The 21,437-nt window shown below is 65.5% G+C and carries 19 protein-coding genes, 1 tRNA gene, 1 other RNA gene and 1 pseudogene; 9 read left to right on the top strand and 13 right to left on the bottom strand.

Features of this window, described 5'->3' with window-relative positions:
- Window positions 1-81: 81 nt before the first annotated feature.
- Window positions 82-594 carry a MarR family winged helix-turn-helix transcriptional regulator gene (locus AC5RUM_RS01235; protein ID WP_494033228.1) on the bottom strand — a complete coding sequence of 171 codons (513 nt, stop codon included), beginning with the start codon at window positions 592-594 and terminating at the stop codon, window positions 82-84.
- Window positions 595-705: 111 nt separating this feature from the next.
- Here AC5RUM_RS01235 and AC5RUM_RS01230 point away from each other — a divergent pair, with 111 nt between their 5' ends.
- The gene (locus AC5RUM_RS01230; RefSeq protein WP_400579813.1) at window positions 706-900 is read left to right on the top strand and encodes a hypothetical protein; all 195 of its coding nucleotides are present in this window, start codon (window positions 706-708) and stop codon (window positions 898-900) included.
- A gap of 156 nt (window positions 901-1,056) precedes the next feature.
- Window positions 1,057-1,248 carry a hypothetical protein gene (locus AC5RUM_RS01225; protein ID WP_494033227.1) on the top strand — a complete coding sequence of 64 codons (192 nt, stop codon included), beginning with the start codon at window positions 1,057-1,059 and terminating at the stop codon, window positions 1,246-1,248.
- Between the two features lie 71 nt (window positions 1,249-1,319).
- Here the strand turns inward: AC5RUM_RS01225 and AC5RUM_RS01220 are convergent, their stop codons facing one another.
- From AC5RUM_RS01220 to AC5RUM_RS01200, 5 genes are all read right to left on the bottom strand, one after another.
- Window positions 1,320-2,678 carry an aspartate kinase gene (locus AC5RUM_RS01220; protein WP_400579815.1) on the bottom strand — a complete coding sequence of 453 codons (1,359 nt, stop codon included), beginning with the start codon at window positions 2,676-2,678 and terminating at the stop codon, window positions 1,320-1,322.
- 166 nt (window positions 2,679-2,844) lie between these two features.
- Window positions 2,845-3,444, bottom strand: a complete 600-nt coding sequence (recR, locus tag AC5RUM_RS01215; protein WP_494033226.1) for a recombination mediator RecR — start codon at window positions 3,442-3,444, stop codon at window positions 2,845-2,847.
- A gap of 175 nt (window positions 3,445-3,619) precedes the next feature.
- Window positions 3,620-6,931: a DNA polymerase III subunit gamma and tau gene (locus AC5RUM_RS01210; protein ID WP_494033225.1), complete on the bottom strand. Its 3,312-nt coding sequence runs from the start codon at window positions 6,929-6,931 to the stop codon at window positions 3,620-3,622.
- Window positions 6,930-7,026: signal recognition particle sRNA small type (ffs, locus tag AC5RUM_RS01205), an RNA gene on the bottom strand. The genes AC5RUM_RS01210 and ffs overlap by 2 nt, the downstream gene beginning before the upstream one ends.
- Before the next feature lie 62 nt (window positions 7,027-7,088).
- A complete protein-coding gene (locus tag AC5RUM_RS01200; protein ID WP_494033224.1) occupies window positions 7,089-7,412 on the bottom strand; it encodes a hypothetical protein in 324 nt (107 codons plus the stop codon).
- A 179-nt stretch (window positions 7,413-7,591) separates the two neighbouring features.
- Here AC5RUM_RS01200 and AC5RUM_RS01195 point away from each other — a divergent pair.
- Window positions 7,592-7,679, top strand: a tRNA-Ser gene (locus tag AC5RUM_RS01195).
- A 64-nt stretch (window positions 7,680-7,743) separates the two neighbouring features.
- Here the strand turns inward: AC5RUM_RS01195 and AC5RUM_RS01190 are convergent.
- Complete coding sequence (locus tag AC5RUM_RS01190; protein WP_494033223.1) at window positions 7,744-8,652, bottom strand: oxygenase MpaB family protein; 909 nt, start codon at window positions 8,650-8,652, stop codon at window positions 7,744-7,746.
- Window positions 8,653-8,730: 78 nt separating this feature from the next.
- Here AC5RUM_RS01190 and AC5RUM_RS01185 point away from each other — a divergent pair.
- Window positions 8,731-9,657 (top strand): annotated as a pseudogene (locus tag AC5RUM_RS01185) (M23 family metallopeptidase); the annotation flags it as partial.
- Between the two features lie 164 nt (window positions 9,658-9,821).
- Here AC5RUM_RS01185 and AC5RUM_RS01180 read toward each other — a convergent pair.
- On the bottom strand, window positions 9,822-10,217 hold the full coding sequence (locus AC5RUM_RS01180; protein ID WP_494033893.1) for a hypothetical protein: 396 nt from the start codon (window positions 10,215-10,217) through the stop codon (window positions 9,822-9,824).
- Between the two features lie 1,015 nt (window positions 10,218-11,232).
- Here AC5RUM_RS01180 and AC5RUM_RS01175 point away from each other — a divergent pair.
- On the top strand, window positions 11,233-12,144 hold the full coding sequence (locus AC5RUM_RS01175; RefSeq protein WP_494033222.1) for a phosphodiesterase: 912 nt from the start codon (window positions 11,233-11,235) through the stop codon (window positions 12,142-12,144).
- Between the two features lie 55 nt (window positions 12,145-12,199).
- On the opposite strand, the gene AC5RUM_RS01170 is transcribed toward AC5RUM_RS01175, so the two are convergent.
- The gene (locus AC5RUM_RS01170; RefSeq protein WP_494033221.1) at window positions 12,200-13,738 is read right to left on the bottom strand and encodes a stealth conserved region 3 domain-containing protein; all 1,539 of its coding nucleotides are present in this window, start codon (window positions 13,736-13,738) and stop codon (window positions 12,200-12,202) included.
- Window positions 13,739-13,910: 172 nt separating this feature from the next.
- Entirely contained in the window at window positions 13,911-14,840 is a 930-nt protein-coding gene (locus AC5RUM_RS01165; protein WP_494033220.1) for a Cof-type HAD-IIB family hydrolase, read from the bottom strand.
- 147 nt (window positions 14,841-14,987) lie between these two features.
- Between AC5RUM_RS01165 and AC5RUM_RS01160 the strand changes: the two genes are divergently transcribed.
- Complete coding sequence (locus AC5RUM_RS01160) at window positions 14,988-15,287, top strand: type II toxin-antitoxin system VapB family antitoxin (protein WP_205651433.1); 300 nt, start codon at window positions 14,988-14,990, stop codon at window positions 15,285-15,287.
- Complete coding sequence (locus AC5RUM_RS01155; RefSeq protein ID WP_494033219.1) at window positions 15,280-15,954, top strand: LytR C-terminal domain-containing protein; 675 nt, start codon at window positions 15,280-15,282, stop codon at window positions 15,952-15,954. Before AC5RUM_RS01160 ends, AC5RUM_RS01155 begins: the two co-directional genes overlap by 8 nt.
- A gap of 4 nt (window positions 15,955-15,958) precedes the next feature.
- Here the strand turns inward: AC5RUM_RS01155 and AC5RUM_RS01150 are convergent, their stop codons facing one another.
- A complete protein-coding gene (locus AC5RUM_RS01150; RefSeq protein ID WP_494033218.1) occupies window positions 15,959-16,609 on the bottom strand; it encodes a TetR/AcrR family transcriptional regulator in 651 nt (216 codons plus the stop codon).
- Between the two features lie 51 nt (window positions 16,610-16,660).
- Window positions 16,661-17,389 carry a DsbA family oxidoreductase gene (locus AC5RUM_RS01145; RefSeq protein WP_494033217.1) on the bottom strand — a complete coding sequence of 243 codons (729 nt, stop codon included), beginning with the start codon at window positions 17,387-17,389 and terminating at the stop codon, window positions 16,661-16,663.
- Window positions 17,390-17,630: 241 nt separating this feature from the next.
- On the opposite strand from AC5RUM_RS01145, the gene AC5RUM_RS01140 reads away from it, so the two are divergent.
- Both AC5RUM_RS01140 and AC5RUM_RS01135 read left to right on the top strand, forming a co-directional pair.
- A complete protein-coding gene (locus tag AC5RUM_RS01140; RefSeq protein ID WP_494033216.1) occupies window positions 17,631-18,719 on the top strand; it encodes a glycosyltransferase family 4 protein in 1,089 nt (362 codons plus the stop codon).
- Between the two features lie 38 nt (window positions 18,720-18,757).
- Window positions 18,758-20,890: an amylo-alpha-1,6-glucosidase gene (locus tag AC5RUM_RS01135; RefSeq protein WP_494033215.1), complete on the top strand. Its 2,133-nt coding sequence runs from the start codon at window positions 18,758-18,760 to the stop codon at window positions 20,888-20,890.
- On the opposite strand, the gene AC5RUM_RS01130 is transcribed toward AC5RUM_RS01135, so the two are convergent.
- Entirely contained in the window at window positions 20,887-21,426 is a 540-nt protein-coding gene (locus AC5RUM_RS01130; protein ID WP_494033214.1) for a GNAT family N-acetyltransferase, read from the bottom strand. The genes AC5RUM_RS01135 and AC5RUM_RS01130 overlap by 4 nt on opposite strands.
- Window positions 21,427-21,437 lie beyond the last annotated feature (11 nt).

The raw sequence follows: 21,437 nt of genomic DNA, 5'->3' as shown, positions 1-21,437 counted from the left end.
GGCAGGCCCGCCGGGAAGGCATGCCAGCCAGAACGACGCCGGCACTCACCACGGGTGGTGAGTGCCGGCGTCGTTCGTTTACTAAGCCCGCGGGCCGGCGGTGGCGGCAATGAGATCCATCATGGTGCGGTGCAGCGACTCCACCTGTTCCCGGGTCAGCCCGAGCTTGGCCATCATGGTGCCCGGCACGGACGTCGCCTGTTGCCGCAGTGCTGCGCCGGCCGGCGTCAGGGCGACAGCCAGGGCGCGTTCGTTGCCTTCGACGCGCCGCCTCGTAATCAGCCCGGCGGATTCCAGCCTCCGGAGGAGCGGCGAGATGGTGGCGGGCTCCTGGGCGAGTGCCTCGCTGATGTCGCGCACCGTGCGCGGGCTGGATTCCCAGAGGCACAGCATCACCAGGTACTGGGGGTGTGTCAGGCCCAAACGCTCGAGTACCGGCTTGTACGCGCCAACAACGCTGCGGGAGGCGACGGTCAGTGCGAAGCACAATTGACGTTCCAGCAGGAGGTCGTCATCGGCCTCAATCACCGAGGTCCGCCGGGCTGCCCCGGCCGGGGCAATGTGCGGCGTTCCTTCGCTCCGGGAGGCGCTCATAGATGTCCCTTCAATAGTTAGTGCACTAATTATTAGTGTATCGTTGATTCTGGCAGCAGGAGATAGGGAGAAGTGGATACTGTGCCACAAGAGAACGCAACACAAAGGTTCATGCGCGCAACGGGCAAGCTAAGGGCGATTTTCGGCCCCGCGAACCGGAGCTCCCTGAGTCACGAAATGACCGAGGAAAACCGCCGGTTGCTGGCCCAGCGCGAGGCGGAAACCCAGCAGTGGGAAACGGTCCGCCGCCCTGACGGGAGCACGTATGTGGTGCCCCGTAATCCTGACGATAAGTCGCTCCGCTAGGCCCTTTGCCCCGACGGTTACCCGGGGCCGTGGGGCCGGGGCCTTTTCTGCCGGCCCGGCGTAAAATAAGGGCACTGGCAGTTACGAAGAGCAGATGCTCGCTACCTTCGATCAGGGAAGGGGGTGGTACTTGTGGCACATGTACTCACTGGTTTCATGAACCTGACCGACAGGCTTCGGTTCGTATTCGGCCCCGCCTCCGTAGGCGACAACGCAGCGCCCGTGGTTCACCGGCATGACGACTTCGAGCACGCCTCGGAGGAAGACCTGGCACAGTTCGAAGTCGAGACCGATTCCGAGGGCCACCACTACGCAATTCGCAAGAGTGACCTGAAGTACCTCGAATAGGCAGACACGAAAGCGGCCGCCAGCCTGGTTTTGCCAGGCGGGCGGCCGCTTCCATGTGCTGTGCCCGTTCCTTAGCGGCCCGTGCCGCCGTAAACGGTGGCCTCTGCTTCGCTGTCGAGGTCGAAGGCCCTGTGGATGACGCGCACTGCCTCGTCCAGGAGGTCGGCGTGGGTCACCACCGAAATACGGATCTCGGACGTGGAGATCATGTTGATGTTGATGCCGGCGTCGGACAGCGCCTTGAAGAACGTGGCGGAAACACCCGGGTGGGAGCGCATGCCAGCGCCGATCAGGGAGAGCTTGCCGATCTGCTCGTTGTACTCGATGCTCTCGAACCCGATCTCTGCCTCGGCGGCACGGAGGGCTGCAAGGGCATCCGCACCATCGACGATCGGGAGCGTGAATGAAATGTCCGTCCGGCCGGTCCCGTGGGTCGAGACGTTCTGCACGATCATGTCGATGTTCGAGTGTGCGTCCGCGATCACCTGGAAGATGGCGGCGGCCTTTCCGGGAATGTCCGGGACGCCCACCACGGTGACCTTGGCTTCGGAACGGTCGTGTGCAACACCGGAGATGATTGGCTGCTCCAAGGCAACTCCCTCTTGAGTCTTGATCTTGTCGTCGGCACCGGGCATGACCCACGTGCCTTCGTGCTGGCTGAATGAAGAACGGACGTGCAGGGGCACACCGAACCGGCGGGCATATTCGACGCACCGCAGGTGGAGGATCTTGGCCCCGGACGCGGCCAGTTCCAGCATCTCTTCGCTGGAAATGCGGTCGATCTTCTGGGCCGACGGCACCACACGCGGATCGGCCGTGTAGATGCCGTCCACGTCCGTGTAGATCTCGCAGACGTCGGCGTCCAGGGCTGCGGCAAGGGCAACGGCCGTGGTGTCTGAGCCGCCCCGGCCGAGGGTGGTGATCTCGTTGGTGCTGCGGCTCATGCCCTGGAAGCCGGCAACGATGGCAATGTGCCCCTTGTCGAGGGCGGTCCTGATGCGGTGCGGATCCACGTCGATGATCCGTGCCTTGCCGTGGATGCCATCCGTGATCATGCCGGCCTGGGAGCCCGTAAAGGACTGGGCGGAGGCTCCGAACTTGTTGATGGCCATGGCCAGCAGTGCCATGGAAATGCGCTCACCGGCGGAAAGGAGCATGTCCATTTCGCGCGCCGGAGCGGAGTCGGTGACCTGCGCGGCGAGGTCCAACAGTTCGTCGGTGGTGTCACCCATGGCCGAAACCACAACAACAACCTCGTTGCCGGCCTTCTGCGCGTCGACGACGCGCCGGGCAACCCGCTTGATGCCGTCAGCGTCGGCTACCGATGACCCGCCGAATTTTTGCACAATGAGCTGGGCGGTCGATGCCGGGTTGACGGTCAGCTCCTGCAGCTGCGGTTCGGTCTTCACATCGGTACTGGGCATACTCATGCGTGCACCCTCACTGGATCAAATCGGAGTTCTGGAGGCCAGGCGGCCTTGCGGCTCGACGGCGTAACTGATGTTGACAGTTTATCGCCGCCCTCCGCCGGGCGTTTAATTGTGACCGATTCCGGTCCCGAAGGTGCTCCGGGACTGGCCCGCCGGCGGCCTCTGATCAGCTGAGAGCGTTGCGCCGGCCCTCGAAAGCGCGGCCCAGTGTGACCTCATCGGCATACTCCAGGTCGCCGCCGACGGGGAGCCCGGAGGCCAGCCGGGTCACGGTGATGCCGATGGACTTGAGCATCCGGGCCAGATAGGTCGCCGTCGCCTCGCCCTCAAGATTGGGGTCGGTGGCGATGATGATTTCCTGGATGGCGCCGTCGTTGAGACGGGTCAGGAGTTCACGGATCCGCAGCTGTTCGGGGCCGACGCCGGCGATCGGATTTATGGCCCCTCCGAGCACGTGGTATCTGCCGCGGAAAGAGCGCGTCCGTTCCACGGCGAGGACGTCTTTGGACTCCTCCACCACGCAGATAACGGTCGGGTCCCGGCGGGAGTCCCGGCAGATATTGCAGAGCTCCTGCTCCGTCACGTTGCCACAGACCGTACAGAACTTCACGCGTTCCTTGACAGTGGTGATGGCCCGCACAAGGCGCTTCATGTCCTCGGGGTCGGCCTCCAGGATGTGGAAGGCCAGCCGCTGAGCCGACTTGGGCCCGACGCCGGGCAGGCGTCCGAGCTCGTCGATCAGTTCCTGAACTGCACCCTCGTACACAATGTCCTCGATTACCTGGTTGGATGATTACCGGCCGTGCTGGCCAACGTCGTGCCTGGTCAACATCGTGGGTTGCTGACGTACGGCCCGGTTGCCGTGCCTGCCGACGGTATGGGCTTCCGATTCCCTTGCAGGCGCCGGCCGCTGCCGCATGGCCGGAACCCGTTCGGTCTTGCTAGCGGGGCAGCAGAGGACTTCCGTCCAGCGACCGTTCCTCGATCAGCTTTCCGCCCAGAATACGCTCAACCGCAGCCCGGCCAAACACGCCTGATTCCTCGATGGTTTCGTCATCCGCGCTGGGGATGTCCTGTGCGTAGGAGGCCGTGGGCTCTGCTTGGCGGGCGGGGGCCTTGGCCCGCCCCGCTTCAGCCTCCGGGCTGTTCGACAATCGCTGGTACAGGCTCAGCTTGCCGTTGCCGGTGGGTGACGGAGCTGCCACAGCTGCCGTGCCCTGCGTTGCGCCGGGCGCCCCCGCCGGTGGAGAACCCAGTGCGGTCACCCGGGTCGGCGCCAGCTGGGGCTTCGCAGAGGGCACGGCGCCAACTGCAAACCCGGCCCCGCCTGATCCCGCCGCCGGCGCAGAGGCCATGGCATAGGCGGGAGCGAAATCGGCGGTGTCCGGCTCGGGCGCTGCCGGCTGCCCGGGTACGGGGCGGTGAGTGTGCTCTTCTGCCTGTACCTGGGACGGGCGGGAAGTACCTGCAGGGTCCGGAACCCGCGGCTGTGCTGAGGGCGGAACCTGGGCAGCCGCTGGCTCATAGTGGGGTGCGGCCGGCGCCGGGGGTTCCTGCCCGGCTTGGTCGCCCGCCTCGCTCAGGTATTTGCCGACGTTGGTTTCCGAGCCCAGGGCCCACACTCCAGGCGCCTGTTCAACGGCGCGCGACCACGGGTCGCTTGACGTGTCCCCGACCGGACGGGCTGGCCCGCCGGCCGGGGCGGCGGCCCGGGCAGGGGCGGCCGCCTGGACAGGCGCGGCGGACTGGGCAGCTGGGCGGGAAGCGGCCGCCGGTGAAGGCTCGCTGCGTGGCTCACGCGGGGCCGGGGGCTCCCAGTCAGCTGGCGGTTCTTCGTCCAGCGGCGGCGCATCTTCATCGAGCGGCGGGCCCCAGTCGTCGTCCGGATAGGAGTACGAATAGGTCTGTCCCGCATCGGCTAGCTGCCCGGGATCTGCGCGCTGCCCCGGATCGCCGGACTGCCCTGGATCACCGGACTGCAGGGGAGCTGAGGGCCCGAGGGGAGCGCCCACGGAAGGCGTGGAGGGCTGGATGTCCGCGTTGCCGTCGTGGCCGCGGCCGGGCGTCATGACTGACGGCTGCCCTGGCCGGCCTGACCCGGTTGCGGTATTGACAGTCTGGCCAGGGGCTGCCGGGGGAACAGGCATCTGCGGAGAGGCCGCCTGAGGCGCGGGGGCCTGCTCTTGCCGGTGAGCCGGTGCCGGTGCCTGTCCGGTGTCGGGCCCGGCAGGGGCCAGGCCCCAGTCCGCGTCCGTCGTGGTAGCCGGTATATCCCGGCTAATAGGACCTTTTGGGTTTGGCTCAGAGCTCGCTGCGCTGTTGGATCCGCCTGCTGTGGCGGTGATCTGGCAGTCGATGCCTATGGTCTTGTGGATGGCCTGCCGCAGGTTCTCGGAATGGTCGGCACGCCCGAACGCGCCGGCCAGTCCGGGCGTCGTGAAGACCAGCGTCAGGACCTGGCCGTCGAACTGGCCGACCTGGGCGTTCGGCTCGACCAGGGCCCACGTGCTGCGCTTGATCTTGGTGAGGGTCTGCAGGATCTCGGGCCAGGCGCGGCGGAGCACTTCGACGTCGGAGCCGCCACCCGGGGACGCCGGCTGCGCGGGACGGGGTGCGCCGGGGGCTGCCGCGGCTGGAGCCGGCCGGGCGTCCTGAGCTGGCGCAGGCCGTACGGGCGCCGGCTGAACGGGAGGCGTGGACTCGGGTCCGCCGGTGCGAACCTCATCGGCGGAGGGTCGGCGGGGGCCGGACTGCGGTTCGTCAACTGGCCAGTCGGTGGTGCTGATCCGTGGCGCGGAGATGGGCTCCCGCTGCGCGGGCAGCTGGGCCGCGGGGCCCGATGGCCCTGTGCCGGGCATCTCGGCGCCAGATGGAGGAGCTCCGTGAGCTGCCCCTGCCGGGGAAGGCGCCGGCCGCGGAGCAGAATCAACGGCAGAAGCCGCGGCAGCGGGTGCCGCGGAAGGCGCAGGGGCAACAGGGGCAGGAGGCACAGGCGCTGCGGGAACAGGGGCTGCGGAAACAGGGGTGGCCGTAGGGACGTCGGGTTCGTTCCCCGCGTAATTCAGTCTCCGCTCCACACGGTCAATACGTGCGGCAATTCCGCGTTCGGTCTGTTCGGAGCTTGGCAGCAGGATGCGGGCGCACAACAGTTCGAGATGCAGCCGGGGCGACGTGGCTCCCGTCATCTCGGTGAGCGCGGTGTTGGTGACGTCCGCCGCGCGGGACAGTTCCGCCGCGCCCAGGTTGTGCGACTGGCTCTGCATCCTGGCGATCTGGTCGGCGGGCATGCCACGAAGAATGGACTGGGCGCTCTCGGGCATGGCCTGGACGATGATGAGGTCACGGAAGCGCTCTAGGAGGTCTTCCACAAAGCGGCGCGGATCGTGACCGGTCTGGATGACGCGGTCAACCGCCCGGAAGACAGTGGCCGAGTCGGAGGCTGCAATGGCCTCGACCACATCGTCCAGGAGCGAGGCATGGGTGTATCCGAGCAGCGCCACGGCCAGCTCGTAGTCCAAGCCGTTCGGACCGGCACCCGCCATGAGCTGGTCCAGCACCGAGAGCGAATCCCTGACGGAACCGGCCCCGGCGCGGATGACCAGGGAGAGCACACCCGGCGCAACCGGGACGTTTTCCTGGTTGCAGAGAAGCTCGAGGTACGCCAGGAGCGGCTCCGGGGGCACGAGCCGGAACGGGTAGTGGTGCGTGCGGGAGCGGATCGTCCCGATGACCTTGTCCGGCTCCGTGGTGGCAAAGATGAACTTGATGTGTTCCGGCGGCTCTTCAACGATTTTCAGCAGGGCGTTGAATCCGGCGGACGTGACCATGTGGGCTTCATCGATGATGAAGATCTTGTAGCGGTCCCGCACCGGGGCATAGGTGGCCCGTTCCCGAAGGTCCCGAGCGTCGTCCACGCCGCCGTGGCTGGCGGCGTCGATCTCGATGACATCGAGGGATCCGGCACCGCCGCGGGCCAGTTCAACGCAACTGGGGCACACGCCGCACGGGGTATCTGTAGGGCCTTTGGCGCAGTTGAGGCAGCGTGCCAGGATGCGGGCCGACGTGGTTTTACCGCAGCCACGGGGACCCGAGAACAGGTAGGCGTGGTTCACGCGGTTCTTACGCAGGGCCGTCATGAGCGGCTCCGTGACATGTTCCTGCCCGATAACGTCTGCGAACGAGTCGGGACGGTATCTGCGGTAAAGGGCGGTAGTAACAGTCACAGGGAAAACCCTACCAATCGGGGCTGACATAAAAGACCCCCCATGCACCCGCCAGAGCCCGCCTACCCTTGCTACCTTCCGGTCCTGGGGGAGTTCAACAGGATGACGCCACATGAGGGGCCGTCAGATACTTTACCTGAAATTTCGGTGTGCCCCGAATCGGCCCGGTTGGCGGTTGGGTGGCCGGCTACCGGTGTCCGTTCACCGGCCAGCTCATGAAGGCCGGCTCCTCATAGGGGTGCGCCGTGCGCAGTGCACGCACGACGGCGTCGAGCACTTCATCCGCGACGACGCACTCCACACGCAGTTCGGCCACCTGCTCGGGAACTCCTTCGGCTCCGATAAATGGCCGGGAGCCGCTCAAGGGGGTGAAACGGCCTAAGCCGGGCGACGTGAACGAGCAATGCGAGTAGTCACCCAGCCGTCCGGCGCCGGCGTCTCCGATGGCGGCCAGCACGGCTTCGGCGTGGGACTCGGGAACGTAGACGACCAGGGCGTGCAGCTGCGACATGACACCATCCTGCCAGCGGGATGCAGCTAAGTCGCGGCTGCGCAGCCCTCGAGGGGCGGGCAGGTGGAGGGCAACAGCAGGAGGGCTTGGAGGCGGGCAAATTGCAGACCGCATCGCTCGATTGGGCGATGCCGGAAAGTTCGGGTATTCTAGTATCTGCTTTTGATTCAGAAGCAGCTGGAGAATTCGCCTAGCGGCCTATGGCGCACGCCTGGAACGCGTGTTGGGTTAACGCCCTCGGGGGTTCAAATCCCCCATTCTCCGCCACCGGAAACCCGGTTCCGATTTTGTCGGAACCGGGTTTTCTTTTTCTTCCGGTATTCGGCGCCGGCTACGCCAGCCCCAGCCGCCGAAGGCGCTGCCGAGCGGCACGTTCGCTGGGTCCCATCCGGCCCAGCGCCAGGCGTACGACGGCGAGAGTCACCCTTGTTGCCAGTCCCACCGGCAGGGGCAGCGGACCTAGCTGTGCCTTCCGCAGCCCCAACATCTCTCGGTACCGCGGCTCGAGGCTGAGCACTGCACCCGCGAAAAGCACCCGGTATCCAGGCATCAGCCATGGATGCAGGGGAGGGTTCCGGATAAAGGCTACGGTCTCGGCAACCCGTTCGTCCGCTCGCAAAGCACCCGTCGCGAACCAGTTGTTCAATTCCCGGACCACCTCGGCTTCACGGAGCGGCGGTGAACTGACGCCCATCAGCCGCCCTGCCTGGGCCCATTCACGGACATAGGCGTCGGGTCCGCCCGGAATGGGTCCGCCCCATTTCTTGTGCGCGGTGAGGAAGGAATCCGTAAACGTGACGTGGACCCAACGGAGTAAGTCCGGATCGTTCGCCGAATAGTCACGCGTGGCTCCGCCCCCGTCAACGTACTGCCCGCGGACCGAATCGTGAATCCGGAGGACGGAATCTGTCACTAAGCGGGCATCCGCCGTGGAGCCGTACGTGACGGCATGGATCCAGCGCGTCGTCCGGGCAAGGCGTCCGAGGGGGTCGTCATGGAATTGGGAGTGTTCATAGACACCGGCCATAACCCCGGGGTGCAGCGTCTGCATCAGAAGCGAGCGGATGCCCGCGACGATGGTGGGCATCCCGCGATGGACAGTCCAGACGGCGGAGCCGGGCAAATAAAAGCCCGGGTCATTTCCCTGGGCGAACTTCTCTGCCCAATCGGGCGGCGCAGAAGGGCTGCCCGTCAGCGTCCGTCTGACCTCCGCCTGCCATTCCCTGAGGAAATTGCGCATGCTCCATTCTCGCGCACCTAACTGAGAGCTGGACCACAATTTTGCGGGCCCTTCCGCCGGCCGGTTTGCGTGCCCGCAATGAAGGATCTGGCCCTCCATGCGGGGTGCCCGTTTGGGGGGGTTAAACCTATAAAGCACAGGGATTCACCCCCCAGTTTTAGGGGTTTCCCGGCGCCTTCACGTGTGGCCACAATGGAGGACATGCTCGTCGAGACAAGGAGTTGGCGGGTCCTACATCAGGAGAATTCTGTGGCAACACATGGGGGAAACCAAGACACCGCCAGGGCGAACGGGCCCGGACGAATCGCTTTGCGGAGCCTGTCTGCGGCGGTTGTCGTAGGCTTCTCCGTTTTCGCGTTCGGGTTCCAATCGCCGGCCAGCCACATCCAGACTCCGGCAGGGGCCCTCGACGAGGCTTCCGTCCGCGTGGTTCCGCCTTCCGGCGTCGTGGGACCTGCGCTGCTTGACCCGGCCAGCACTTCCGAGGGCCGCACCGTAAGCGGTCCGGTGGCGGAGTTGGTTGCCAAAGTACCGTTTGGCCGGACGATCGTAGAGACGTCGTCCAAAGGCGTTGCCTCCACGAGCAGGGTCAAGTCGCAGTCCCCCGGTGTTGCATCCGCCGCCTTGAAGCGGCCAGGAGCAGGTTTCCTCATGGCACCGCTCGAGGTTTTGTACCCGAGTTCCTCCTTCGGCCTGCGGCATAACCCCCTGACGGGGGAATCCGGTGAGTTCCACTGGGGCCAGGACTTCGCCGCTGCATGCGGCACCCGTGTCTACGCAGCCGATTCCGGTGTTGTCCGGGCCGCAGGATGGCATCCGTGGGGCGGCGGCAACAGGGTAGAGATCGACCATGGCAACGGGATCATCACCACGTATAACCACCTCCAGTCCGTGGCCGTTGCCAAGGGCGACGCAGTGCGTGTGGGTGAGGTCATTGCTCAGGTAGGTACCACAGGATCGTCCACCGGGTGCCACCTCCACTTCGAGGTCATCGAGGACGGGGAGCACCAGGATCCAGCAAAGTGGACCCTGCTGCCCATCCGGCAGGTAGATGCGCTGCAGCAGGCGGTCATGACCAGCTTCGATCCCGCTGCTGCCAATCTGGCGGGCTGGGCGATACCCTTCCTTCGCGGGAACACCGGCGACGGCAGCTCTGAGGCCTCCACCTATTATGATGCCCGGCCGTTCACCTGGAGCCCGTCTAGCCCCTCACTGATGCCCAGTTCGACGGCAACGTGGGCTTCAACCCCGCAGACCAGTTCCAGCCCGCTGCAGACCATCGCACCCGAACCGACGGCCACGTCCAAACCCGCTCCCTCGCCGTCGACGAAGCCGGCCCCCTCGACTCCGCCTGCAACGACGGCCCCCCCGACAACGACCACTCCGCCGACAACGACCACTCCTCCGACGACCACCGAGCCGCCGACGACCACCGAGCCGCCGGCAACGACTGAGCCGCCGGAGACCACTGATCCGCCGACGACTGAACCGCCGGCAACAACTGATCCGCCGGCCACTGATCCGCCGGAGACGACTGATCCGCCGACGACTGAGCCGCCGGCCACTGAGCCGCCGGCGACGACCGAGCCGGATCCTGCACCAGTAGAGCCGTTGCCCGAACCCGCCCCTGGTCCGCCTCCCGTTGATCCGACGCCGGACCCCTATGTTGAACCCGTCCCAACTCAGCCGGCACCCGCACCGGTGGATCCGCCCACCGCAATTGTTGTCGAGCCCGCGCCTGCTCCGGCTCCCGCTCCGGCTCCCGCGCCTGCTCCGGCTCCCGCGCCTGCTCCGGCCCCCGCTCCCGCGCCTGCTCCGGCTCCCGCTCCCGCGCCTGCTCCGGCCCCCGCTCCCGCGCCTGCTCCGGCTCCCGCTCCCGCGCCTGCTCCGGCTCCCGCTCCAGCTCCTGCACCCCCGGCCCCTCCGACGCCGCCGGCCCCGCCCGCAGCAACGCCTGTGCCAACAGCTGTCCCTGGCTCAACAGCTCCTGCAACTGCACCTGCAGGAACAGAAACAGCCGTGACGGCGGCCCCCACAACCGCGCCGTAGCGGCGCGGCGGGGTTCGCCGTCCGGCTGTTCACCAAACCGTGAGGAGGTCGAAGGAATGCACCGGAGCACATATCGGTTGTCATTAATGACGACCATGCAACCGGCCAGGGAGCACCAAGTGCAGTCCTTCCGAAGGATCCGGCTGACGTCCAAGGACGGAGCCGTACCCGAGGCCGCCGGTTTTGAGCCTGGGCAGCCCTCGCGCTGCCAGGGCCAACGGTCCCCGGCCGTCACATTTCCCCGTAGCGCCAGGGCAATTTCCCTTGGCCCGGGACGCAAAGTCGTGGGGCGGCCTGCCCCCGCCGTTGTTCCGGTGATCCCGGAACCGCGGCACTTCCAAAGCGGTCATCATCCGGTGCCCGCATAGATGAAACGAAAGCGAGGAGCGTTAGCAAGGTAAGCGGTAGGCATCGTAATTTTTCGACATGCCAACTGCAGTTTCCCCACAGTTTGCTTTTTGTCTGGTTGGATGGAGCGTACTGAGAGGGACACTGGAAGTACCCCGCTTCCTAACTACCGCGAAGGCAGCAATGGAGCTCATCGAGGCCGAGCACCCGAGGCCACGTCATTTTCTACTCCACCTGAGCGACCCCCATTTGTTGGGAGGTCCGGACCCACTGTATGGCGCTGTTGACAGCGAAGCCCGCCTGATCCAGCTCTTCGATGAAGTCCAGGCATCAGGCGCCCGCCCGGAAGCCGTGATTTTCACCGGCGACCTGGCGGACAAGGGAGACCCCGAGGCTTACGCCAAACTCCGCGCGATCGTTGACCCGGCGTGCAGGGACCTCGGCGCCAAAGTCATCTGGGCCATGGGAAACCACGACAACCGCGCGAATTTCAGGGCGGGCCTGCTGGACCAGCCGGGCAATGACGACCCGGTGGACCACAGCTATTACATCAACGGCCTGCGGGTCATCACCATGGACACGTCCGTGCCTGGGTACCATCACGGCGAACTCAGCGGCGACCAGCTGGACTGGCTGGCCGCGCAGCTGGAAACGCCCGCCCCCGACGGCACCATCCTGGCGCTGCACCATCCGCCGGTACCGTCGGTACTGGACCTGTCCGTGCTGGTGGAGCTCCGTGACCAGGCTTCCTTGGAGGCCGTGGTCCGCAACTCGGACGTCCGCACCATTTTGGCCGGGCACCTGCACTACTCGACGACGGCGAGCTTCGCCGGCATCCCTGTGTCGGTTGCCTCTGCCACGTGCTACACCCAGGACCTGAACGTTCCGGTGGGAGGAACCCGCGGGCGTGACGGCGGGCAGGCCTTCAACCTCGTGCACGTCTACGAGCACACCATTGTGCATTCCGTGGTGCCGCTGGGAAGCACACCGACCGTGGGGGAATACGTCACCCCCGAGGAAACGGAGCGGCGTCTGGCTGCTGCGGGTATCCGGATTCCCGAGCGGGCGAACCGGCCGATTCTTACACGAAACTAGCCTTAAGCCAAAGCCCCCCGCAGTCATGACTGCGGGGGGCTTTGGCTTAGGGTATTTACTTCTCCCAGGGTGCCTTGATTGGGTAGTACTTCTCCAGGAATTCGGTGACCAGATCGGCCCTTTCCCCAGCGGGAACCTCCGGGAAGCTGCCGTCATTGAGGCAGAAGAAATCCATGTTCCGCTTTGCGAGCAGCTTGGGCAGGTAGTTGAGCCCCGCACGCAGTGTGGTGTCCACGTACCTGACCTTGGCGGCGGTCTGGGTGACAGCGCGGCCGGTTAGCAGCGCGTAATAGTGGTAGAACGAATTGGTCACCGAGATGTTGTCCGCTGCGCGGAAGGTGCTGGCAGCAGTCTTGGCAAATTCGCTCGGGAATTCCTCCTCCATCTGCTCCACGACGCTGCGGCGCAGGGGTGCAGCCGTGTGTTCCAGGTGACGCGTAGTGATCCGGCCAAACCGGTTCCAGAGGAGCTTTCGGTTCACCCTGGCGGCATTCTCGAAGCCGCTGCGCTCGGCCGCATTCTCGCCGAGGCCGATGCGGGTCTCCGCCTCGATGAACTTCGTGATGCCGCCGGGCGTGAAGAACATGTCGGGCCCCACGGGACGGCCGAAGAACATGTCATCGTTGGAGTACAGGAAGTGCTCCGACAGGCCTTCGATATGGTGCAACTGGCATTCCACAGCCTGGGAATTGTGTGTAGGCAGCACGGAGGGATCGGCGAAGAACTCTTCACTCCGGACAATCGTCACGGACGGGTGGTCAGCCAGCCATTCAGGTGCGGGGGAGTCCGTGGCAATAAAGATGCGGCGGATCCATGGTGCGAACATGTAAACGGACCGGAGTGCGTACTTGAGTTCGTTGATCTGCCGGTAGCGTGCTTCATGGTCGTCGCCCTCCCCGAGCACGGCAGTGGCCTGGCGCGCCCGGCGTGCTGCGATGTATTCGGGAGAAGTGCCGTCCACCCACGAGAAAACCAGGTCGATGTCGAAGCTGATGTCACTTGCGTGGTCAGCGAACATATTCTCGATAGTGGGCCAGGTGTGCCCGTACCGTTCGACAGTTCCGCGCACGGCGTCTTGGGCCAGCATGGTCCGCCGGGTCAGGGAATTCTCGATCGGCAGGATCACCTCGTCGTCTTCGAAGCTCCAGAGCTCCACCTGCACGCCGGCTGAAGCGCCGAACTCGAAGCCGCCGTTAGGCTCCACCCGCGGCCTGTACAGCCTGAAGATTCTGGACTGACGGTTCGTGGAGAGCTCTCCGTCGGCCACGAGCACCGACGTCTTCTTCTTGGCATCCACGGTCATGGAGTAGAAAGGCTCATTGCGGCACGCGTCCACAAGGGCAGCGCGCAGCTTCTTGCGGTTTTTCCAGTCCAGCGCAATAACCGGGCGGTCGTTGTTGCCGCGGACCAGCAGGTAATCCAGGCCGGCCTGCGCCAGCACGTTCCGGAGGAAGAGCAGGTCCTCCACCATGGCCTGGTACGGCGTCCGGTTCTTGTTGATCAGGGCATACCGGCCTGAGGTGCGGACCACGTCCGGCCGGTGTTTGAGGCGCGCAACAGCAGCCGGCGATGTTACTTCCGCAAGTACGGGCACGTCCTCGGAAGTCTGTCCGCCATAGTAGATGTCATCCTGAACCGTTACGTCTGTAATGGTGATTCTCCGTGCTGCTAGGGGTGGGCTCTTACTTGCATGATAGTCCTGCAAAAAAAACTGCAAGGAAAGTTGCCGGTGGGGCGCGGCATGGCGCGAAGCGGCGGCAGCGGGCTCAGCCCGCCAATGCCTCACGCCAGCTGCGGAGAAATGCCGCTCCGGCGTCGTCGTGGATAACCGTCGCATCCATGCCGAGGTCTTCGGCCGTAAGAATATCGTAGGGCTTGTCCGGCACACCATCGGCGGGCCGGACATCCACATGCTTGACCGCGTGGTCATTGTGGTGCAGCCAGTCGGCCATGGCATAGTCCGTGCGCGAATCACCTACGGTCCGCCAGGCCTGCGGCGTGATGCCCTGTGCTGCCAGCAGCTCCACGGCCCGGCTTGCGCCCAGGTCCTTGCCGAGCCGCACTGATTCGATGTCTGTGGAAATAATCGTGGGGTCCACGCGGTAGTCGATCTCGTCGTCGGAATTGGGTGCGTGGTGGTCCAGGCGAACGACGCCCAGGCCGTGCCGCTGCATCAGCTCCATGGCTTCGGCGTCGAAGAGCCGCTGCTCGGCGAGGTACTCGCTGTTCGGCACCTTGATGTGCTGTTCGACCGAGACCATGGCGCGCTTGGTCTCGTCGAAGAACATGTGCGAGGAGTAGTCCTCAGCCACCATCCTCCGGATGTCGTCACCGTAGGCGGCGGGAACAGCCAGTTCGCGGTCCACGTGGATCGGTCCGGCCCCGGCGGAGGTGTAGCTGAACCAGACGGCGCCCTTTTCGCAAATGGCATGTATCAGGGTTCTGCCTGGCATGCCCGCCGCGATCATCGGCTCCATCACCTGCTCGCGGATGAAGGCGTCCGAGCGCCCGGTGTTGAAAATGACTGGTATTCCGGCGTTGGCGAGGGCCACCAGGTCCGCGATGATCTCCGGCTTGACGTCCCTGGTGACAGGGCTGGCCACCGGGCCATCGACGTCCAGGAGCAGGGCCAGGGCGGGTGCCGAGGGCGTGTGGGCGGTGAAGCCCGCGGCAGCATTCGCTGTAGGTACAGTCATGGTTCCATTCTGTCAGCCGCCGCCAGTGCGGAGTCCCAGGCAGGCACAAGTGCCGCGGATGTGACTCATGGTTACTGTTTGGCTACAACCTCGGTCCGCGACCCGATCCACATTCCCTAGAACAGGCAACATGCTTACGCTTGCAACGTGATATTCAAAGCTGTGGGCGAGGGACGCCCTTACCCCGACCATGGTTACAGCACGCCCAAGGACTGGGCAGCGCTGCCTCCCCGGCCCGTGCGGCTGGATGAACTTGTGACCACCAAGCGGACGCTGGACCTCGAAGCCCTGCTGGCCGAAGACTCCACCTTTTTCGGAGACCTTTTCCCGCACGTTGTGCAATATAAAGGAACGCTCTATCTCGAGGACGGCCTTCACCGGGCTGTCCGGACGGCGCTCCACCAGCGCACCGCAATCCACGCCCGGGTGCTGGTGATCGATGGCTAAGAAACCCAAGGACGTCACGGTTCTGCACGGACACCGTGTCATCACTGGTCCAGAGCTCCGTGCCACCCTCGTGGCCGACGACGACCCCGCTGACCACTCGGCAAAGCTGCGCCGGAAGATCCTGCACGGCGTGGTGCTGATGATGCTCCTCGGGCTGATCGTCACGGGCGTCATGGGAGCCGTGGCCGTCATGAAGGGGCAGATCAAGCTTCCCGGGACCGACGAGAGCCCGGCCCAGACGTCCGCGTGCCCGGCCACGACCTTCGATTACACGCCGAACGCCAAGGTCAAGGTCAACGTCCTCAATGCCACGACCAGGGGCGGGCTGGCGAGGTCAGCAGCCAACGAGTTCACCGTCCGCAAATTCGCAGTGGGCAAGGTCGGCAACGTCGAAACCGGCTACCGTGGCGTGGCCGCCATTGTGTCCGGCGCCGCCGGCCAGGCCGCGGCTTTCACCGTGCAACGGAACCTGCCCGGTTCGGACTACTTCCAGGACGGGCGCTCCGATGCCAGCGTGGACGTGATTCTGACCGGCGACTACCGGGGCCTGGCCAAGCCTGAACTCGTGGACCAGACTCCCGGCAAGCTGGAGTGCCCGCGGGAAAGCCGTCGCATTGCCGACGACGCCCAGTGGCCCGTAGTCCCCACACAGGGCGCGAAAGGCTAACCCCCTAGCCAGCCGCGGCGGGAGGTTCGCTCAGACGGATGGGACGGCCGCCGTCGTCGAACCTGGCTCCGGCACCCAACTGAATGAACCGCACTGTCCGGGAGATCCGTTCCTCCATGTCGTCCGCCTCCCCGCTGCCCCGGGCAGCGCTGGATGACAGGGTTCCATGGATCAGCTGCGCCTGCTGCCGGACGTCCGCCACCGGGAAGTAGCCCTGGTCCATGCCTTCGCGCAGGATCTCCTGGAGAAGGTCACTGAGGCCGCCGACGTGATCTGCAAGCTTGGCGAATGACGCCGGGGACAGCACAGCTCCCATGGCCGGGCCGGGCGGCAGGTGGCGGCGGCTGAGGTCCTCCACCTGCGAGCGCACATACAGCGCGAGCCGGTCCACCGGATTCTCCAGCAGGTTGAGGGACTCCTTCAGCTCCGCCAGGAAGCGCTCCGTTTCAATCAGGGCGTAGGAGATGAGCAGCTCTTCGATGTCCGCATAGTAGTTGTACACGGCAGTGCGCCCGATTCCTGCATGACGGGCAACATCCGTCATGGTCAGCCCGGGCAGCCCGTGCGTGAAGAGAAGTTCGCCAAAGGCATTGAGGATGCGGCGCTGGGTCTCGGCGCGCTGCGCAGCGTTGCTGGGGGCCGAAATCCGTGGCATACGGACACTTTACCGCGCTCTGTCAGTAAAACCGTGCGTGTCTTGCCCCCGCTAGACCGCGCAGCCGTCCGGGCCGCAGGCCCCGCCGTCCTGCACTCCGCCGACCTCTGGCCCGGGGTCGCCGGCGCTGACCATGGCCAACGGATGGGCGTCCGCCCAGGCTTGCTCGAGGGCCATGCTGAACGCTGCCGGGGGCTGGGCGCCGGAGAGACCGAATTTCCGGTCAATCACGAAGAAGGGGACCCCGCTGATGCCCAGCGCCCGCGCTTCGGCAATGTCATGGCGGACCTCGGCGGCGTACTTGTCAGTGGTGAAGAGCTCGGCAACGGCGCCGGCGTCGAGGCCCAGTTCCCCGCCCAGCATGGTGAGGTAGTCGCGGCTGCCGATGTCCTTGCCGTGTTCGAAATGATCACTGAGCAGCCGCTCCTTGGCGGCGTCCTGCTTCCCGGCCGCGGCGGCCAGGTGGATGAGCCGGTGGGCGGTAAAGCTGTTGGCGACCACGACGGCGTCGAACCGGTAGTGGAGGCCCTCACCCTTCGCCTGGGCCGCCACGTGGTCAAACATCTGTGAGACCTGCTCGGGGGCCAAGCCCTTGCGCGTGCTGAGGTAGTCAAGCTCGGTGCCGTCATAGTGTTCGGGCAGGGACGGATCCAGCTGATAGCTGCGCCACTGCACCTCCACGGCATCGCGGTGGGGAAACTCAGCCAGGGCGGTCTCGAAGCGCCGCTTGCCGATGTAGCACCACGGACACGCGACGTCTGACCAGATTTCAATCTTCATGCTTGCCACAACCTTCACCGGCGCTCTGGCATTCCGCCGCTGCGGTGTCGGATGGGCCACAGGCGGCCTGAAGGCGGACAGTCTTGCCCGCGGCCACGCGGGATCCTATCGTTTGACATAGGTTATGACGTCAGTCGTCGGATGGCGTTCATCCGAACGCACCCGTTACTCGGGTGTGCCGAGGCAGGCGCTTCTATCCGTTGTCCGGAAGCATCCTGCCCTGTGTCCCAGGAGGCCGGGCATGCGGATAGGACTAATTGCGGGACCGTGGATTCCGGTTCCCCCGCCCGCTTACGGCGGTACTGAGCGGGTAGTGGACAGCCTTGCCCGAGGGTTTGCGGAGGCCGGCCATGAGGTGGTGTTGGCTGTGCCGTCCGACAGCGAATGTCCCGGTCTCCGTGTCCCTGACATGCGGAAGGCCGAAACGGCCGAACTGGGGTTCACGCTTTCGGAACTGAGTCACGTGATACGCGCCTACCGGGGGATGGGGGGAGTGGACATCATCCACGATCACACCATGGCCGGCCCGCTGTACCCGCACCGCCCGCCCGGCGTGCCGGTGGTGACAACCATCCATTGCCAGCTGACGCCGTCGGCGGTGGACATTTACCGGGACATCGGCAGGACCGCAAGCATTGTTGCCATATCCCATGACCAGGTCAGCCGCACACCGGACGTGCCGGTGACGCGGGTAATCCATCACGGGATGGATCTGGCCGGAGTGCCCGTGGGCACGGGGCAGGGAGGCTACGCGTGCTTTGTGGGACGAATGTCCCCGGACAAGGGTCCGGCCCAAGCCATCGCCGTCGCCCAGAAGGCCGGAATCCCGCTGCGCCTCGCGGCAAAGATCCGCGAACCTGAGGAGCTGCGCTACTTCAGGGAGGTCGTTGAACCCCTTCTGGGGCCCACCGTGGAGTTCATCGGCGAGCTTGGGAATACCGAAAAGTACGCGCTGATGGGCGAAGCCTGCGCCTTCCTGAACCCCATCCAGTGGTCCGAACCTTTCGGGCTAGTGATGATCGAGGCCCTGGCCACAGGAACCCCCGTGATCGGCACGCCCATTGGTGCAGCGCCGGAAGTGGTGGACCACGGATCCACCGGCTACCTGGCTTCCCTTGACGAACTGCCGGCGCTGTTGCTCCAGGCTGGCGAGCTCAGCAGGGCAGCGTGCCGCGCCTCCGTCGAGCAACGGTTCAGCTCGGAACGGATGGTCGCGGACCACCTGGATCTATACACCCAGCTATTGGAGCAGAAGTTGCCTTCCGGGGTTTCCGATCCGGCCATGGTGCGTGAGAATCAGATACACGATTCGCTGGCGCCCGGTTCCTGACCCCAGCCGCGGCGCCTGGCAAGGGAAGGGATCAGCCCATGAATGCCTGGAATGCCGGTACCGAAGCGGGTCCATCCGAAGCCGGCTCGGTCACCGTGGTCGAAGGGTCCTCGTTCTGCATCTCCTCCCACAACGGCGACATCATTCCTGGCGGACCACAAGGGGTCTTCTACCAGGACACACGGGTGGTTTCCCGCTGGATGCTCCGGGTCAATGGAGCCCTCCGTGAACCGCTGGGCACCCAGACGCCTGCGCCCTTCCAGGCCACCTTCGTTGGCAGGGCGCGCTCCGCTGACGGTAGATTCGACAGCCCGCTGGTGGTGCGGCACCAGCGGCACATAGGTCCCGGGCTGAGGGACGACATCACTATCGTCAATTACTCGTCCGAGCCGGCGGACTGTGACATCGAGCTCAGCATCGAGGCCGACATGGCGGACCTCTTCGATGTCAAGGGTGGCAGGGCCGCAACCGGTGCCGTTGTCCGCAGGTCGGTCCAGGGTGCGGAGCTCCATATCGAAGCCGAGCGCAACAGCCAGCGCCGGGGTGCGGCCATCCGCGCAGCAGGGGCGCTGGTACGCGAGGATGCACTGGCTTTCCGGGTGGAAATTCCGCCCAGGGGACAATGGTCCACCGCCGTCATCGTGGTTCCACTGATCAACGGAGTGGGGCCGGATGAGCCCTTTTCCGAGGCTTCGCCTCCGCACCACAGGATGGGCGTTAAGAGGCATCTGGCTTGGGGGGAGCACGTACCGCGGGTGACCGTCCTGGATCGGAACGTTCAGAATGTTCTGAACCGGAGCCAGAACGACCTGGGCTCCTTGCGCATCTTCGATGATGCACACCCTGACCGGGCTGCTGTCGCCGCAGGCGCCCCGTGGTTCATGGCGCTCTTCGGCCGGGATTCGCTGCTGTCCGCGTACATGGCGCTGTTGGTCGACCCGAACCTGGCTGCCGGCACGCTGCAGACCCTCGCCGGGATCCAGGGCCAAAAGGTGGATCCGGACTCTGAGGAAGAGCCGGGGCGGATCCCCCACGAAGTGAGGTTTGGCATCAGTGCCGGCCTTGCCCTCGGTGGCACAGCGTATTACGGCACGGCCGACGCGACGCCCCTGTTCGTCTCCCTCCTGGGGGAGCTCAGCCGCTGGGGACTCGGCGAGGACATCATTGGATCGCTGTTGCCGCATGCGGATCGTGCCATGGAATGGATCGAGCATTTCGGGGACCGCGACGGGGACGGCTTTGTGGAGTACCAGAGGCCCAACCCCCACGGACTCTTAAACCAGGGGTGGAAGGACTCGTGGGACGGGATAAATTTCGCCGACGGCAGGATGGCCGAGCCGCCGATTGCGCTGTGCGAGGTCCAAGGCTACGTGTATGCCGCCTACGTGGCGCGGTCGCTGCTTGCCCGCTGGGAGGGTGACAAATCCAAGGAGCGCCACTGGGCTGCGCGCGCGGCCCGTTTAAGGACGTCCTTTAACGAACGCTTCTGGATGCCGGACAAGGGGTACTACGCCATCGCCCTGGACAAGGACAAGCAGCAAGTTGACTCGTGCGCATCAAACATGGGCCACTGCCTCTGGGTTGGACTCGTCGACGAGGATAAGGCCCCGCTGGTCGCGGAGCGCCTCATGTCACCGGAGATGTTCACGGGCTGGGGAATCAGGACACTGGCCTCGGACATGGGCGCGTACAACCCGGTCAGCTACCACAACGGTTCGGTATGGCCGCACGACAGCGCGCTCGTCGCCACCGGGCTGATGCGGTATGGCTTTGTGGACGAGGCCAGCAGGGTTGCGAGCGGGCTCTTCGCGGCGGCGGCCCACTTTGGCGGACAGCTGCCGGAATTGTTTTGCGGGTTTGACCGGGGCGACTTTCCGGAGCCGGTGCCGTATCCGACGGCGTGCTCCCCGCAGGCATGGGCGGCAGCGGCTCCGGTTCAGCTGGCCCGCATTCTTCTGCGCTTCGACCCGGACTTCACTCGGAACGAGGTCCACCTGGCACCGATCCTTCCGGACCGGATGGGCGACATCACCGCCGATAACGTTCTCCTGGGCAGTTCCAGGATCACCATCCGGGCCAAGGGAAGGGAAGGCAGCGTGGAGGGCCTGCCGCCGGGACTGACGCTCCGGAACGACCCCCGGCTGCCACTTTATAAAGACCTCGTGAGTTAGCCGCCCAGCCGCCGCTCCATCACGAAGTCGTGTTCCACAGCGCTTCCCAGCCGGAAGGATTTGGTCCCCACCTTCCGGAAGCCCGACTTTTCGTAGAACCGGATGGCCTTGGTGTTCTGGCTGTTGACGCCGAGCCACACTCCCGTTGCCCCGGCGGCTGCGGCGTGCCCGATGGTGGCCTGCATCAGGTCAGCCGCGGCGCCGAGGCCGTGATGGTCAGGGTGGACATAGCATTTGCTGAGCTCCGCCGAGGGCAGGGCGGTGAGCGCAGAGGCCACATCAGGATCCAGGGCAGGCCGGTTCACGAGCAGGCTGTAGCCGCGGAGACCGCCGCCGCCGGCATCGATGACCAGTATCGTCACACCGGGGTCGGCGAGATACGCGCGGAAGTGCCGCTCGCTGAGTGTGTCGGCGAGGTGGGCCGCTATGTCCTCGGGGGAGGAGCCCGGCGGGCACGCCAGCGGAAAGGTGACGGCCGCCAGCTCAGCCAGCCGCCCGGCGTCGTCCGCTGTTGCCTTACGGATGGTGTGTGTCATGGGTCCCGATG

Source organism: Arthrobacter sp. B2060, from assembly GCF_059090445.1.
The sequence above is the reverse complement of the archived record's forward strand: the minus strand, read 5'-3'. Positions and strand labels throughout refer to the sequence as shown.

What these genes read in the sequence shown, in the direction of transcription:
- AC5RUM_RS01175 (WP_494033222.1), top strand. Translation starts at nt 11,233, where the DNA reads ATGGAGCTCATCGAGGCCGAGCACCCGAGGCCACGTCATTTTCTACTC.
- AC5RUM_RS01165 (WP_494033220.1), bottom strand. Translation starts at nt 14,840, where the DNA reads ATGACTGTACCTACAGCGAATGCTGCCGCGGGCTTCACCGCCCACACG.
- AC5RUM_RS01140 (WP_494033216.1), top strand. Translation starts at nt 17,631, where the DNA reads ATGCGGATAGGACTAATTGCGGGACCGTGGATTCCGGTTCCCCCGCCC.
- AC5RUM_RS01145 (WP_494033217.1), bottom strand. Translation starts at nt 17,389, where the DNA reads ATGAAGATTGAAATCTGGTCAGACGTCGCGTGTCCGTGGTGCTACATC.
- AC5RUM_RS01210 (WP_494033225.1), bottom strand. Translation starts at nt 6,931, where the DNA reads ATGTCAGCCCCGATTGGTAGGGTTTTCCCTGTGACTGTTACTACCGCC.
- AC5RUM_RS01225 (WP_494033227.1), top strand. Translation starts at nt 1,057, where the DNA reads ATGAACCTGACCGACAGGCTTCGGTTCGTATTCGGCCCCGCCTCCGTA.
- AC5RUM_RS01150 (WP_494033218.1), bottom strand. Translation starts at nt 16,609, where the DNA reads ATGCCACGGATTTCGGCCCCCAGCAACGCTGCGCAGCGCGCCGAGACC.
- AC5RUM_RS01135 (WP_494033215.1), top strand. Translation starts at nt 18,758, where the DNA reads ATGAATGCCTGGAATGCCGGTACCGAAGCGGGTCCATCCGAAGCCGGC.
- AC5RUM_RS01220 (WP_400579815.1), bottom strand. Translation starts at nt 2,678, where the DNA reads ATGAGTATGCCCAGTACCGATGTGAAGACCGAACCGCAGCTGCAGGAG.
- AC5RUM_RS01200 (WP_494033224.1), bottom strand. Translation starts at nt 7,412, where the DNA reads ATGTCGCAGCTGCACGCCCTGGTCGTCTACGTTCCCGAGTCCCACGCC.
- AC5RUM_RS01235 (WP_494033228.1), bottom strand. Translation starts at nt 594, where the DNA reads ATGAGCGCCTCCCGGAGCGAAGGAACGCCGCACATTGCCCCGGCCGGG.
- AC5RUM_RS01230 (WP_400579813.1), top strand. Translation starts at nt 706, where the DNA reads ATGCGCGCAACGGGCAAGCTAAGGGCGATTTTCGGCCCCGCGAACCGG.
- AC5RUM_RS01130 (WP_494033214.1), bottom strand. Translation starts at nt 21,426, where the DNA reads ATGACACACACCATCCGTAAGGCAACAGCGGACGACGCCGGGCGGCTG.
- AC5RUM_RS01155 (WP_494033219.1), top strand. Translation starts at nt 15,280, where the DNA reads ATGGCTAAGAAACCCAAGGACGTCACGGTTCTGCACGGACACCGTGTC.
- AC5RUM_RS01190 (WP_494033223.1), bottom strand. Translation starts at nt 8,652, where the DNA reads ATGCGCAATTTCCTCAGGGAATGGCAGGCGGAGGTCAGACGGACGCTG.